Genomic DNA, 16,612 nt, shown 5'->3' with positions numbered 1-16,612 from the left:
CTATGAAAAAATCACTACTCAGGTGGGGCACATTAATCTGTATACTCTTGTTTTCGTATACGGGTATTTCACAAATAAAAAACACCTTTGATGTCCGTTATGAAAACAGACTCAAAGGTGACATAACGTTTATTGCGAACAATATAGTCAACAGGGATACCTCATCAGAAGACCCTGAAGACCCCTATAACCTTACAGGGTCTAGTTCCGAGTACAACGATAGGTTGAACATGCAGTACATTGATATTGATGGTGATCCTTCAACATTCAGCTCCAGTAGTGCAACATTGGCCGTTCCAGACCCCAGCTGTTCCCAAATCAGGTATGCTGGACTGTATTGGTCGGCCGTTTATACAGATAGTGACCGTAGTGATTTCGACCAAGTAAAATTTAGGGTTCCCGGTGGTTCCTATATGGATTTGACCGCGGATGAAATCCTATTTGATGGTTATAATGATGGTGATTTTGGTTACTACGCCCCTTACGCCTGTTATAAGGACGTGACTTCCATTGTTACCGGACTCACCAATCCGGAAGGTGATTATTTTGTGGGCAATGTAAGGGCCAGTTCCGGCAGCTCCATCCAAGGAGGTGTTTCCGGAGGGTGGACCATGGTCGTGGTTTATGAAAACCCGACCTATCCAGGTAAATTCATCACTACTTTTGATGGTTATGCGGGTGTTAAGTCCGGAGAAACTGTGGACATACCCTTTAGTGGGTTTACCACACTGCCTCCTCCTTTTCCTGTACGGGCCAAATTGGGTGTGGCAACCTTGGAGGGCGACAATAGAATTACCGGGGATCAACTCGCTTTTAAGGCGGATAGCAATAGTTCTTTTACAACATTGTCCAACAGCGCAAACCCCTCCAATAACTTTTTCAACAGTAATATTACCAACGAAGGTAGTATTGTAACCACCCGAAATCCCAATAGTGAAAACACTTTAGGGTGGGATGTGGACATGTTTACCATTCCCAACCCGAGCAATTCCGTGATTCCCAATGATGAAACGGGAGCCACATTTAGGGCGTCGTCCACACAAGATAAATACGACATTTTCTTCACCTCAATGGATGTAGAGATTATAGAGCCCAAGATAAACTTGGCCAAAACGGTCGAGGACATTGCGGGCAATGATATTACCGGACTAGGTGTTAATCTTGGACAATATTTGGACTACGTCCTCACTTTCGAAAATGTGGGCAACGATGATGCGGTGGGATATACCATTAGGGACGTGCTACCTATCAATGTAACCCTCGACGAATCCAGTATAACCATGCCAACGGGTACAACTTATACTTTTGATCCGGCTACCCGAACCATTATTTTTACTATCCCCGATAGTATTGTTGAAGAGGATGATCCAGCAGCAACCATACGCATGCGGGTACAAGTGGCCGAAAACTGTTTTGACTTTATCGATGCCTGTACCGATATCATTGAAAACCTTGCTTATTCAACTTATAGCGGTGCAATAAATAGCGCCTCCATAACCGACGACCCCAGTGTGTACGATTTTGATGGCTGTGGTTTTGCTTATCCCGGGGCCACCAATTTCCTTTTGGATGACCTTGAAGCCTGTAACTTTACACGAACCGTTCAGCTCTGCGGCGAAAATGTGCTTTTAGACGCCGGTGACAACTTCGACAATTATATCTGGTATCGCGACGAAAACGGGAACAACACTATTGATATAGGTACCGATACGGTAATTACGGACAGTGACTCCGACAACGACCCAAGTACCATATTGGTAGATGAAACAGGAACTTACATTGTGGATAAGCAAGTTGCCGACCCCTGTAAGGATTTTGCTGAAATAATCGTGGTTGAACTTTTTGGTGAAACACAGAGCAACCCCATTACCGCCTTGATCAACGATACCTCTAACACCATAGACGGAGATATTCTTGTATGTCCCAATGATGGTAGCGAACTGCCGGAAATTTTCTTGTGCGGATTAAATGACACCGAGCTCATTCAAATCAACATTCCAGATGCCCAGAGCATAGTTTGGGAAAAGTTGGATGAAGCCAGCTGTACGGAAGCTACCGATGGATGCGCCAACACCAATGCCAGTTGTACTTGGAACACGGTTGACACGGGTAATGACTTTTTAGCCTCGGATTCCGGTCAGTACCGATTGGTTATCAACTATCAGAACGGATGTTTTAGTCGATTCTATTTCAATATTTACAAAAACCCACTAGACCCACAATACACTTCCAGAGATATTATCTGTAATACTCCCGGAAACATTACGGTAACCAATATGCCTTTGAGTTATGAGTACCAACTTGTAGACCAAACTACAGGCAATGTATTGGTTCCCTACGGACCAAGCCCAAGCTTCGATATTACCACAAATGGAGCTTACATGGTAGAAATGAGACAAGAGGGTGTAACCGATGGCTGTGTATTCGTATTGGACAACATTGGTATTCTCGAAAGAGATTTTCAAGTGGACATTACCGCCCAAAATACAAGTTGTAACGATCTGGGTGCAATTTCCATTTCTGTTTTGGATGTGGAGCCACAATACTATTACACCATTTCCCAAGGCGGCGTAGAGGTGGATACCCATGGTCCGTCAACAGACAATAATTACACCTTTGAGAATTTAAATGCCGGCATCTATGATGTTAATGTTTCTACTGACGATGGATGTGCCTATACGGAACAAGTTACCATTCTTGATGAATCAAACTTGGAATTGACCGCAAGGATTTCTCAACACATTACTTGTAAGGAGGGAAACATCATAATGGATTCCAAAGGAGGAAAGACCCCCCATGTTTATGCTATTTGGTCGTTTGTAGACAGAAACGGGGTCACACAAATTTCATACCCCTCGGTAGCGGATATACCTGCCTCGGAATTCCAGACAGAACAGATTTTTGACGTTGTTGGCGCTGCGGGAGCCGGTACATATACCTACGTGGTCGTGGACAGGAACAACTGTTATGACATCTCCAATCCCGTAACCATTGAGTTTAGACCAGCAGCAGAGTATAATGCAACATCAGTAATGGATGTATCCTGTTACGGAGAGTCTACGGGTACGATTACTTTTAATCTGGTAGACGATAACGGGTACCAACTTACTTACTATTTGTTTGATGCAACTGGTTTTGACGAAGAAAACTACGACTTTGCCAATGCCTTGGCCACCAACTCATCAGGAAACTTTCCTGGTTTGACCAGTGGGGATTACGTGGTGGTTATCAACCAACGAAAAGGTAGTGCCGCTTGTGATTATTATGAATATCATAGCATCGACGCACCAGCAGCTGCCTTGGATTTAGATGCCGTTATAGTACAAGAGTACAGTTGTTTGCAAGACGGTATTATCGAAGCCCAAAATGTAACCGGTGGTGCCGCACCCTACGAATACAGCATAGACGGGGTGACTTTTGACAGTTCTCCGACTTTCTCCAATCTAACAGATGGAACCTATACCGTTACTGTAAGGGATGCCAATGGTTGTACCTTTTCCGATGCTATTACAATAGCCCCATTGGACCCTCCAACGGACTTGGTTTTCAATTCCACGGTTCCAGGATGTCCCGATCAAACTTCGGATGTAACAGTAACCGTTGCAGGAGGAACAGCTGCCTTTGTTTACGAAATCATTGCCCCTTCTCCTATAGCACCAAATACCACTTCCGGAGATACAGCCACCTTTAGCGGACTGGACCCAGACACTTATACTTTTAGGGTTACCGATGCTACTGGATGCGAATACACCGAAAGCTATACCATTGCCCCAACAACACCTATTGGCGTTGTGGGTCAAGCAATGGCCAATATAAGCTGTATTGATGCTGAAGATGGGGAAGCCCTTTTCACGGTTTCCGGATTTAATACCTCTTACGATTACACTATATCCGGGCCTTCGGCATACTCCAATACTGGAACGGCCGAAACAAATTCCTCCATTTCTATAAGTAATTTGGAGGATGGCACCTACACCATAACCGTAACGGACAATGAAACCAATTGTACCGATACGGCAACCGTGACCATTGATGCTCCACCATCACCCATTGATGCAACACCAGCAATTGAACAGCCCACATGTATAGTCGATGGATCTGTGAATATTACGGCCACAGGCGGATGGGAAGGCTATACTTACGAAATTATTTCCGGCCCTACCGGTTATACTCCTCCAGCACCACAATCCAACGGGTTGTTCGGCAATTTGGCCATTGGGGGCGACTATACCTTCAAAGTTACGGATGCGAACGGTTGTGAATTCACGGATATCTTCACCATTAATGAGGCCGTTGAACCCGTTCTAGAAATTGTCCCTAACGATATTTGCTACGATGATGCCACAGGTTTGACTCTGACTGCCAATGTTACTGATGGTGGCGACGGAAACTTTGAATACAGTTTAAATGGAGGTCCATTTGGGACAAACAATGTGTTTACTGGGCTAGCACCAGGAGATTACACGATTGAAGTTAGGGACGGTAACGATTGTACCGACACGGCATCCATCACCATTGACCCGGAGCTCAGTGTTGTAGCTTCAGCTCCAAACATTACTGCTTGTGGAACGGATACAGATATAACCATTACCGCAGCTGGTGGAGATGGAAATTATGTGTATGCCGTGGTTGCCGATGGAGCAACTCCAGCCGATACGGACTTTGCTCCAACAAACCCAATTACAGTAACAAGCGCAGGAGATTACGATGTATATGTTAGAGATAATGGCGGAGCTTCAGGATATTGTGAAGCCACTTATGATATCACTATTACACAAGATGATTCATTGGCTCTTACACCCAATATTACTAATGTTAGTTGTAATGGAGGTTCCGATGGAAGCATTGTTTTAAATGTAACTGGTGGTGAAGCTCCCTATATGTACAGTATAGACAATGGGACAACCTATCAAACATCGAACACCTTTATAAACCTACCGGCCGGAACATACGATATAAGTGTAACAGACGCCAACAACTGTCCTGTTACAACTCAGGTAACTATTACAGAACCCGACCCAATTGTTGCTGAAGCTGAAATCACACAAGATTACACCTGTACGCAACTGGGCGAAATCACCGTGGGCAGTATTACACCTACCTCTGGAGGCTCAGGAAACTTTGAATACAGTTTGAATGGCGGAACTTGGACCACTTCTACCGTTTTTGCAGGATTGGAAGATGGTTCCTATAGTATTCGTGTGCGTGATGCCAATGTAATAGATTGTTTCATCACTTTACCAGAAATCATAATTCCACCTCTTCCTGTTGAACCAACACTGAGCACAACTGTTACCTATAATTGTGATGGTACTGCTGAGGTAACCGTGCTACCTTTGGATGCATCGTATACCTATAGTTTAAATGGCGGAACACCACAAATAGGGAACAATGTTTTCAGTGGAGTTGCTTCAGGAACACATACTATTGAGGTAGATTACGGAAGTGAATGTACTGTTACAACTTCTGTAAATGTAGAACCAGGATATGCCTTTAATGGAGCCATTACCGCCCACACGGACATTACTTGTAACGGCGATGCCGATGGTACCATTACTTTTGAAGCCGAAAACTTCGATTCTGGTCTTGGTTTTGAATATGAAATTGACAATAGTGGTGTGTTTACCACTTCAACCACTAGTCCAGTAACCATTACTGGATTAGCAGCAGGAACACATACCATCAACATAAGAGATTTAAGGGATGCTGCATGCTCCGTTGTGTTGAGTCAAACCTTAACACAACCCGACGTGGTTGATGTTTCTGCTTCGGTTACTACAGAGCTAACCTGTACCAATGGTGGGGCAACCATTACCGCCACTGCTACGGGAGGTACACCGGCCTATCAATATCAATTGGAAGATACAAGTGGTACGCCTATCGTAACCTACCAATCTTCAAATAGCTTCTCTGGACTTGCAGCGGGCGATTATGTGGTAAGGGTTCAGGATGCCAATATGTGTGAGGATACAACACCTGTTACCGTTGATCCTGCCGAAATCATTGCGTTTGATGTAACACCAACCTTATGCTATAGTGGCAACAACGATGGTAGTATTCAAGTGGATGTAACCAGTGGAAACGGAAACTATCAGTTCAGTATAAATGGCGGTGCATGGATTACACCATCGCCTTCAACCGATACAACTTATACGTTTGAGAACCTGACCGCGGGAACCTATACCATTGATGTACGTGATGGGTATGGTTGTACTGCTACGGATACTGCTATAATCAATCCTGCCTTGTCCGCTTCGGCTTTCCTCGACAGCGATTTGACTTGTTTGGACGATGCAACCATTACCATAACTGCAAACGGAGGTACTGGAACCTATTCTTACGAATGGTCCAATGATGGGGGAACAACCTACAACTCCACTGGATTTACTGGCAATGTGTTCAACACCAGTACAGATGGAACCTATACGTTCCTTGTAACCGATACCGCTGGTTGTACCACAACAACCAATAGTATTGTAGTAACACCTGCCTCTCAACCTGTGATAAGCAGTGTTACGCCAACCGACATATTGTGTAATGGGGAAAGTACCGGTGTGCTGGATGTTGTTATAGATACTTCTGTAGGAGTACCTCCATACACAATTAATGTTTTTGAAACTATCAGTGGTACAGACTATGGAACACAAACTACAGGATTGCCTGCAGGCAATTATGAAGTGACCGTAACCGATTCCAAAGGTTGTGTATCAGACCCGTATCCAGTAGTGATTTCTGAACCAACTCCTATTTCTTCTAATGTTACCCATACAAATCTAACTTGTGCGGCTACCGGCACTGAACTAGGAACAATTACAGTTGATGCTTCTGGAGGAACACCAACTTATATATACGAGGTATTTAACAATGATCATAGTGTAAACTTAACCTATGATACATCTGCAGGTACCAATGACCACACATTCACTGGATTGGATTTTGGCGATTATACCCTTGTGGTAACTGATTCAAATGGGTGCCAAGATATATCAACAGTAACCATAACCACGGGTCCCGATGTGTTGATAACAACTCAAGCAACTGCTGGCTGTACCCCTGGCAGTGGTGAAATGTTAGTGGAGGCAGATGCTTTAAATGGAACACTTGGAACAGGGACTTTTTATTTTGCCCTATATCCAGCTCCTACATTTAACGCATCGGATCCTGCATGGTTTCCTGAGGATGCATCCCCTGCACCTGATAACTCCCATTTGTTCACTGGTTTAACACCTGGAGTTACCTATACATTTATCGTTTATGATGAGGATACAGAATGTGAATATCTTCAAGAAGCCACTGTTCCTGTTTCAACAACTTCTAGCTTAGATTCATCAATTGACACTGTTACTGATATTACCTGTACGGGTGCTGCTGATGGTAGTGTTGACTTTACCGTATGGGATTATGTTGGAACCAATGTGAACTATGAAATTTTCTATTACACTACTAACACCGCCACAGGAATTACCGGAACAATATCTGGTACTGTTGGTGGTCCAGAAACTGATACTGCAACAGGATTAAGTCCTGGTGAATATTATATTCTTTATGAAGATGAGAATGGTTGTGTTTCAGCATCTGACTCCTTTGTAATACAACAATCACCAACATTGCTTGAGGTAATCGCTGAATCTCCAACCAATGACAATTGTACCCCAAATGCTGGGGTAATAACAGCAAATGCTCAATTTGGTACAGCTCCTTATGAGTACCTATACCTACCTGCTTTAGACCCTGCTCCAACCGCCTCTACAACTGGTTGGACAAGCAGCACAACAGCAAATGTTGAGGCGGGAGATTACATTGTTTACGTAAAAGATGCCAACGATTGTATACAGAGCGATCCTGTAACTGTTCTTCTCGACCCAAGCCCGGAAATATCCATTGCAGTAGTGGATGAATGTGTGGATGAAGGTTTATTTGAAGTAATGGTTACTTTGGACAATCCAGCTGATGCCATGGCTCCTTTCCAAATCAGTGTAAATGGTGCTGCCTTCCAGAACTTTACTTTTGATGGAAGCAACCAATATCTGATTTCCGGATTGAGTTCAGGCGATAACCAGACTATCGAGGTAAGAGACTTAAACGGTTGTATTGATTCCGAAACATTCGACATCCATCCACCACTTGAATTCAACGTAATTCAAACCGTGGCTTTAGATTGCGAGTCTGGCACCAATGCTTATGCAGAATTGGAAATCGAAGTGATTTCTGGATCAGGAAATTATGAATTTATCATAGATGGACCGGGAACGGCATACGATATGCCCCAAAGCACCTTGACCCTTGACGCTTCCAACAAGTTTGTTTGGGACGGTGCAGGAGCTGCCGGAAGTTATGACGTTATCGTCTTTGATATGGGCACAGCACCGCCAAACTGTCCAAAAACAGTTACCATAGATGTGCCCGAAGCTCCCTATCCATCATTTACTTACACTTATACAGATGTTACCTGTAATGATGCAGACGATGGAACCATTTCCGTACAAGCTATTGATAATGGAATTGGCCCATACACATTCCAAATCATTGCAGCATCAGACGCCTCAATCAGTACACCGATTGCCCCAACAAACAGTACGGCAACAACTGCCACCTTTACAAATCTTGAAGGTTCCACTACAGGTATTACCTATGACATTCAGGTTACCGCGGCAAATAATTGTGCCGATATTGAAACGGTAACCATTACCGAACCCGAACCCATTGATAACATTGATGTAGATGTGGTGGAGTTTGTCTGTGCCGTTGGCAACAATTCAAACAATGCCAGCATTACAGTGGATACAGCTTCCATAACAGGAGGTAGTGGCAACTATGTGACTTATGAGTTTATCAACGATGCCGGTTCCGTGGTGGTTCAATCTGGTAGTAATCCAACATATATTGAAACCGATACAAATGGAGGTAACTATACCATCAATGTATACGATGACAATGGTTGTCTGGGGACAACAACAGCGGTTATCGCACCTTATGATCAAATCACCGATGCCGTAGCTGCCATTACAAACCCATTAAGCTGTACTCCAGGTATGGATGGGGAGATTACTATTAATGTTACATCAACTTTAGGAGACCCATCTCGCTTTGAGTATAGTATTGATAACGGTGCAACTTGGGAAATTTCCAATGTCTTTGGTGGACTGGATGCGGGCACCCACAATTTCTTGGTGCGCCATATCGACACAGGTTGTGTTGTTTCAACTTCCGAAACCATTACCGACCCCAATACATTCGATATAGATCTAAATGTGGTCAGTAATATCATCTGTTATGGCACAGCCACGGGCGAAGTAACCTTTGAACTTGTGGATGCCACTTATGCCGGCGGATTTAATTGGACCATTTACAACACCAATGGAACGCCTGTGGATACTTCGGATGATTTACCCGTCCATTCAGACAATTCAACGACCACTGGTCCTGAAACATATAGTGGCTTGGCCACAGGCAGTTACCGCTTGGTCATTTCACAAGATGTCTTTCCAGAATGTACCAATGAGGAAGCCTTCAATATTGCAGGACCAAATGCAGCAATCAGCGGTTCTAGAACTGTTACCGACATTACTTGTGTGGAAGATGGCATTATTGAAGTAACAGCTTCTGGTGGATGGGGTGGATATGCTTACTATGTAAGTACCACACCAAATCCTGATCCCAACAATACATCCAGCTATTTACCCACTCCTAAGTTTGAGAATCTTACGGCAGGTACTTATGAGGTTTGGATCATAGATCAAGAAGGATGTGCTTTACAATTACCCGATGTTGAATTGAGCGTCCCAGACCCAATTACCGCAACACTGCAAGTCAACCAGTCCAACTGTGTGGACTTGCAAGGTGAAATCCAAGTAGTGGGTACTTCTGGTGGACAAGGAAGCAACTATAGCTACCTATTGATCAAGGATGGAAGCAACTTTGGCTCTCCACAATCAAGTACCATTTTCTCTGGATTGGGCGCAGGCTCTTACACGGTTGAAATTACCGATCAATGGGGTTGTTCCGTAATACTTCCAGGTACCGTGGAATTGACCAATGCCATGACAGCCAATGCCACCGTAGATAAAACTATTGATTGTACAATGAATCCAGGAGGACAAATCACCATTAATGTAACAGGTGGCTCCTCTAACTTGGAATACCGTGTTGAAGATCCATTGGGCAATATAACCATAGATGCGGACGCGGATGGTATTTTCACAGGTCTTACAGAACCTGGGGAATACATCTTCACAGTTACCGATTTGGATACTTCCGAACCTTGTACCTATGAAGTACGCCAAACATTGGATGATAAGGTTGATCCCGTTCTAGAGGATGCAACTATTGTAGATGTAAGTTGTGCTGGAGGCAGTGATGGTAGCATCTTGGTCAATTTAGATCCAGCCACTGCACTTAATCCACCTTACCAGTATGCATTGGTTGGTTTGAGTGCTGGAGCTCCTGACAGATCGCTACAAGATAGTCCACTGTTCGAAAATCTACCAGAAGGAGATTACCAAGTGCGCGTAGTATCTGAAAGGGAGTGTGAGGCTGTCAAAACCGAAACCGTTGGGGAGCCTGATCCATTGGGCGCTACGGCTACAACTACACAATTAGCTTGTGATACCAATAATGGAACGCAACAGGCCGAAATAGAAGTAACCATCGACCCAACTAGTGGTACACCAAACTACTTCTACAGTGTAAATGGTGGGACCTTTATGCCAACTGGTGGAAATGTCTTCACTTATTACACCTCCGTGGCCGATGATTATAATATAGTTATAAGAGACAGCAATGGATGTACTTTTGCATTGCCTACACAAACTATTGATCCATTACCTCAAATGGATTTGACCATAGCCAATGTGGTTGATATAAGTTGTGCCAATAGTGGAGAAGAAATCACTGTAATAGCCAGTGGTCAATCATCCCCTAATGATTTAACATTTGAGGTTTTGGAAACTGGGGATATACAAACAGTTTCAACTGATAGATATACATTTACGCTTCCTAACCATGGAAACTATACCATTCAGGTAACGGATAATGGTACTGGATGCTACGAGTTTATCACCCATACCGTCGAACCTTACGACCTTATCGATGTAACGGCCACCGCCACATCACCGGCAGTTTGTTTTGATGATGCCGGAGAATTGACAATTGATGTAACTGGCTATACAGGAGCTTACTATTATGAAGTGTTCAGAAATGATGGTACCCTAATTGTATCAGGAAATGATAACACTTCTACGGGTTCTGTGCCCATTACCCACCCTGCTTTGGTAGGCGGCAACTATTATGTTGAGGTAGAAGCAACCGAAGCGCCTTTTTGTACAGATACATCTGGTTCAGTAACCATTAAATCACCAAGCAGTGAACTGGAAGTTACCCCAGAACAAGTGGCCAGCGTTACCTGTACTGATGATATGGGTGAAGTACTTATTGCCCCAACAGGTGGTTATGCTCCTTACGATATCGTATTGACCAATATCACCACAACACAATCCTACACCATGAACGATGTACATAGTTATGTGTTCACTGGATTGTCCGCTGGATCATACGAAGTAAGCGTAACTGATAGTGAGGGTTGTGAAATTATTGATAATACTTCTTTGATCTTAGATCCTGTAGACCCAATTACTGCAGATATTGATGCTGCTCCAATTGACCTATTGTGCTTTGGAGATGAAAGTGCATCCGTATGGGCGCACAATGTTGCTGGAGGTGAAGGTTCTTACAACTACCAGTTGAACTATTATGATGAAACCGGAACCAACATTGTGTTCACTTCTGGGGAACAAGGAAGCCCAAGATTCAATAATCTGGGTGCCGGAACCTACAGCATCACTGTTACCGATGGTTGGAACTGTAGTTTTACAACAGATCCAGTAACCATAACTGAACCATCCGAAGTAATGGCGTCTTTGGTACAATTGAGCGGAATGACCTGTAACGATGATGCTCAACTGGAATTAACAGCATCAGGAGGTACCGCACCTTATTTCTATAGTGCCGATGGTGTTACGTTTAACCCAATGAGCGGTGGGGACACCCATACATTCAATGTTGGTGCAGGTACATATCAATATTATATGCGTGATGCCAATGGTTGTGATGCAATGATATCAAACCAAGTTACTGTGGACGAAGTTCCGGAATTGATGCTGGAAATCGACGAGTCCGCGGCCATTATCAACTGTATGGGAGAAGCATCTGCTACCATTATTGCACAAGCAACAGGTGGTTTGGGCAATTACAGTTATGAATTGTTCAGCGATGCAGCCTTGACCAACTTGGTTGATGGACCGCAAACCAATGGAACATTCAATAGCCTAATGGCAGGTGATTACTATGTAAGAGTAACCAGCGAGGACTGTGTTGAGGTATCTCCTGTAATTACTATAGTTGATCCAGAACCATTGGTAGTCGATAGAGAAGAATTTACCAATATTACCTGTTCAGGAATGAACGACGGTACAATTACTGTTGAAGTGTCGGGGGGAACGGGTGAAATCCAATACGCTATTTCACCTAATCTAGATCAGTTTGATACGACGAACACATTTACTGATCTAGAACCCGGCATCTATGATGTAATCGCTCAAGATGCGAACGGATGTTTCATTACTTTCCAGTTTGAGCTTACACAACCAGAACCTGTCGTGGCCGAAGCCATCAACATTATGGATGAGGTATGTTTTGAAAGTGGAGATGGTTCATTCGAAATTCAAATTTCCGGAGGCACCGCTCCTTACCAAACAAGCCTGAATTCCAGTGCTGATGCAAACTTTGTTCAAGATCAGGTCTTGTTCCAAGATTTGCCCGCAGGAACGCATGTAGTATTTGTAAGGGATGCCCAAGGTTGCGAAACCAACGTAATTGTAGAAATTGATCCAGGAGTAAACTTGGCAGCTACCGTAACGCCTGTTTACGAGTGTACCGAAAATATTCCTGATAATTACTTGGACATCGTACTGGAAGATGAATCCATTGCAGGGGACCTAATGTATGCCCTGGATTCGACAGATCCAGCAGATATGCAATTATCCGCTGACTTTACCAATATGACACCGGGTGACCATTACATCACCATTGCACATGCCAATGGATGTATGACCACTTATGACTTTACCATTGAAACATTCGAACCTCTTGTTTTAAGCTTGGAGAACACCACCATCAACCAAATTACAGCAATAGCAGAAGGTGGTGTGGAGGATTATACCTTCTACTTCAATGGAATTGATAACGGAACCGATAATACGTTCTTTATCAACAGAACCGATACCTATACCGTTACTGTGGTAGATCAGAACGGTTGTGAAGCCACTGCGGAAATTTTTATGGAATTCATAGATATCGAGTTCCCCAACTTCTTCACCCCAGATGGTGATGGCCGTAATGATATATGGATTCCTGACAATATTGAAGGTTTCCCAGATGTACTAATTAAGATTTACGATCGTTATGGTAGAGTAGTGGAAGAGATGACCCGAAACGTTAAAGGTTGGGACGGTAATTACGACGGAAAACCATTGCCTACCGGAGATTACTGGTATGTTGTTAAACTTGAAGGAGAACAAGACTTTAGAGAGTTTGTGGGCCACTTTACATTATATAGAGAATAACATAACCTACTACTTAGACCCCATGCTAAAAAAAGTATATTCAACTATTTTATTTGTTTCCTTGGCACTTTGTGCCAAGGGACAAGAGTTGACCGTACCCCAATTATCCCAATACATTGCGGACAATCCATTTTTAATGTCCCCTACCTACGCAGGTATAGGAGATCATATAAAAGTGCGTTTAAACGGCTTAACGCAATGGGTAGGCATCGAAGACGCCCCGGATACCCAGACCTTGGCAGCAGATGCCAGGATCGGGAACAGGTCTGGAATAGGAATGATGCTCTATAACGATAGTAATGGATATACCAGACAAAGAGGTGCCAAAGTAGCCTTTGCCCACCACTTAACGTTGGACAGGTACGACGATATTTTCCTTTCCTTTGGTATCTCCTATAACTTTAACCAGTTTAGGGTAGATGTAGAACAGTTTGAAGAAAACAACAATGAATTGCCAGCTGATGATAAAGCCACCACCAACCATAACTTTGATTTGGGCGTACTTTACAGGTACGACAAGTTCTTTTTTAGTTTGAATGCAGGTAATGTCCTTAACAAGGATCTATCCAATTTTAATACCGATATCATTCGTATTGAACCCAACAAACTAAGAAATTATTATGCTTATACGGGCTACAGTTTTTCCAAGAGCAAAAACAGCAAATTGGAAATAGAACCTTCCGTTTTCTTTCAATGGTTCGAGAGTGATGGCCGTTCCGTTACCGATCTGAACACCAAGTTCCGTTTTCGCGACTTTGAAGACTACTATTACGTAGGCCTTACCTATCGTTTTTTGAACGACCAATTGGGAGAACCTTTATACATAGCTCCTATTGCAGGTTTTAAAAAGAGCAACTTTTATTTTGGATATTCCTACCAGGTCATAACCAACGAAATTTTGGGCTATAGTACGGGAACCCATGTAATTACTGTAGGCATGGACCTCTTCCAAGGGATAAGTAATTGTAGATGTATGTATTGATTTAATGCGTTTTACCCTATTTTTGCCCTTTCTTAATACAACGCTTTGGGCAAAATCAGGTTAAAGAACATTAGAATACATTCCAATCACGGATGTTTAAAGGAAGAAATGCTCATTGGCAGCGATTATAGGGTAGACCTTGAAATCACTGCCGACCTTTCCCAACCTGCCACCTCCGATCAACTTAACGAAACGGTGGACTATGTCCATCTCAATAACATCATAAAAGAAGAAATGACGGTACGTTCCAATTTATTGGAACATGTGGCCAAAAGAATTATTGATCGTATTTTCGGAGAAATTAAAGAAGTAACCGAAGTGGAAGTGGAAGTTTCCAAAATAAACCCGCCCATTGGTGGCGATGTAGAGAGTGTTTCAGTGATACTTACGTCCAAGCGATAAGTTATTTAAAAGATTACAGCATAAAAATTCGCAAAATATTTTTAGCTTTGCGATCCAATTGGCATCGTGGCCGAGTGGCTAGGCAGAGCTCTGCAAAAGCTTGTACAGCGGTTCGAATCCGCTCGATGCCTCAAAACCCAGTACTTTGTGCTGGGTTTTTTGTTTACTCGATAATCGAGATTATAATCTAAAGAATTGCTCGGGATTTGTCCTGGGGATAGTCGGTTTCAAAAATTTTTTTATTGCTCCGTGGTAGTTTACAGGTACTCTATATTTTCAATTTTCTCTTGAATATCGAACCGCTCTTTTGGTAAAAATCCTTTAATTATCAATACAATGCCACAGATTATCAATACAATGCCCAACCCTTTTTTTATGAGCACAATACGTTCTTGGGTTAAATACCTTTTTAATTGTTTGGCCAAAAGTATTTTGATCAAATCCGTTGCAAAGTAAACAAGCAGCACGGTACTGAAAAAAACCATCATCCTATTGGGATTGTTTTCTAAACTGGGTCCAACAACAATAATCAGCCCCAACCAAAAGGCGAGTACGCCTATGTTGATGAAGTTTAAAAGAAAACCTTTTACCAATAATCCCAGATATGTTCCTTTTGATGCCTTTACATTGGATTTTTTCTTTGCCTTCTTCACAAATAGAAATATCCCGTAAACCAACAAAATCATTCCCCCAAATACAAAAAGACCTGGTTCGTTGCTCAAGTTCTCCAACAACTGAAAACTACTGAAATAGGCAATCAACAAAAAAACTATGTCGGCTAAAATTACTCCAATATCCAAACTTACTCCAGCCCTAAAGCCTTTGGTGGCACTTGTTTCCAACAAAACAAAGAAAACAGGACCAATCATAAAGCTCAATAAAAATCCCAAAGGGATCGCAGCTTGGATATCGTCGATCATTTTTTAGTTTACTCTTTTTATTTTTCCACCGAAAAGGGTGTGTTCGTCCATTTTTTTTGGGTCTCCATATACCAGAACCTCACCACCGGCTTTTACATTGGCCTTAACGTAGTCTGTTGCATGGATTTCGGCATTTCCCCCTGCGTTTACACTTATGGTCGTAAATTTTGTTTTAAATGTTCTTCCGTTATATGCCCCTCCCGTGTTGATAATTACATCTTGGGTATTGGAAAATCCGCCTGCAAAGATTTTTCCTCCGGAAACCGCCTTTATCAACAGCTGCCCTACTTCGCAATTTATCTCCAGTTCGCCACCTTCTTGTGCCTTAAGTTCCAAAACATCTTGTACATAGGTATCATCGGATGATATTCTGGCATCCTCATTAACATCTATAACCACTAATTTTTCAGAGTGATATAAATCTACATACGTTCTGTAGCCACTGAATATTTTAACGATTTCCATCCGGATTTTCAATACCCCATCATTATTAACAATGGCAACATTAGTAGTATTTGCCCCGGTAATCACTGCTTTGTTTTCGTTGGATCTGATAAGATTGATAGCGATACCATCAAATCCCTTTACTTCGGTGAATTTTTGTAGGCTTTGGGTTACGGTTGCATTCTGGGCCTCAAGTAATTGAAGCGATAGGAACATAAGAACAATCGTAATTACTTTCATGTTAT

Annotated in this window: 5 protein-coding genes and 1 tRNA gene; 4 read left to right on the top strand and 2 right to left on the bottom strand. The window is 42.8% G+C overall.

What is annotated here, in order from left to right; all coding sequences use genetic code 11:
• The first annotated feature begins 2 nt into the window (after positions 1–2).
• The 4 genes from MURRU_RS06500 to MURRU_RS06485 all read left to right on the top strand — a co-directional run bounded on the left by MURRU_RS06500 (position 3) and on the right by MURRU_RS06485 (position 15,134).
• The gene (locus MURRU_RS06500; RefSeq protein WP_014032643.1) at positions 3–13,619 is read left to right on the top strand and encodes a T9SS type B sorting domain-containing protein; all 13,617 of its coding nucleotides are present in this window, start codon (positions 3–5) and stop codon (positions 13,617–13,619) included.
• 22 nt (positions 13,620–13,641) lie between these two features.
• On the top strand, positions 13,642–14,601 hold the full coding sequence (locus tag MURRU_RS06495; protein ID WP_014032642.1) for a PorP/SprF family type IX secretion system membrane protein: 960 nt from the start codon (positions 13,642–13,644) through the stop codon (positions 14,599–14,601).
• A 45-nt stretch (positions 14,602–14,646) separates the two neighbouring features.
• On the top strand, positions 14,647–15,003 hold the full coding sequence (gene folB / locus MURRU_RS06490) for a dihydroneopterin aldolase (RefSeq protein WP_014032641.1): 357 nt from the start codon (positions 14,647–14,649) through the stop codon (positions 15,001–15,003).
• A 60-nt stretch (positions 15,004–15,063) separates the two neighbouring features.
• Positions 15,064–15,134 (top strand) — tRNA-Cys (locus MURRU_RS06485).
• A 126-nt stretch (positions 15,135–15,260) separates the two neighbouring features.
• Here the strand turns inward: MURRU_RS06485 and MURRU_RS06480 are convergent.
• The gene (locus tag MURRU_RS06480; RefSeq protein WP_014032640.1) at positions 15,261–15,923 is read right to left on the bottom strand and encodes a LysE family translocator; all 663 of its coding nucleotides are present in this window, start codon (positions 15,921–15,923) and stop codon (positions 15,261–15,263) included.
• Positions 15,924–15,926: 3 nt separating this feature from the next.
• On the bottom strand, positions 15,927–16,607 hold the full coding sequence (locus MURRU_RS06475) for a head GIN domain-containing protein (RefSeq protein ID WP_014032639.1): 681 nt from the start codon (positions 16,605–16,607) through the stop codon (positions 15,927–15,929).
• Between the last annotated feature and the right edge of the window lie 5 nt (positions 16,608–16,612).

The sequence above is a fragment of the Allomuricauda ruestringensis DSM 13258 genome, assembly GCF_000224085.1.
Lineage (GTDB): Bacteria > Bacteroidota > Bacteroidia > Flavobacteriales > Flavobacteriaceae > Flagellimonas > Flagellimonas ruestringensis.
The sequence above is the reverse complement of the archived record's forward strand: the minus strand, read 5'-3'. Positions and strand labels throughout refer to the sequence as shown.

Excerpts from the sequence above, each read along its gene's own strand:
- MURRU_RS06495 (WP_014032642.1), top strand. The coding sequence starts at position 13,642 with ATGCTAAAAAAAGTATATTCAACTATTTTATTTGTTTCCTTGGCACTT.
- MURRU_RS06480 (WP_014032640.1), bottom strand. The coding sequence starts at position 15,923 with ATGATCGACGATATCCAAGCTGCGATCCCTTTGGGATTTTTATTGAGC.
- MURRU_RS06500 (WP_014032643.1), top strand. The coding sequence starts at position 3 with ATGAAAAAATCACTACTCAGGTGGGGCACATTAATCTGTATACTCTTG.
- MURRU_RS06475 (WP_014032639.1), bottom strand. The coding sequence starts at position 16,607 with ATGAAAGTAATTACGATTGTTCTTATGTTCCTATCGCTTCAATTACTT.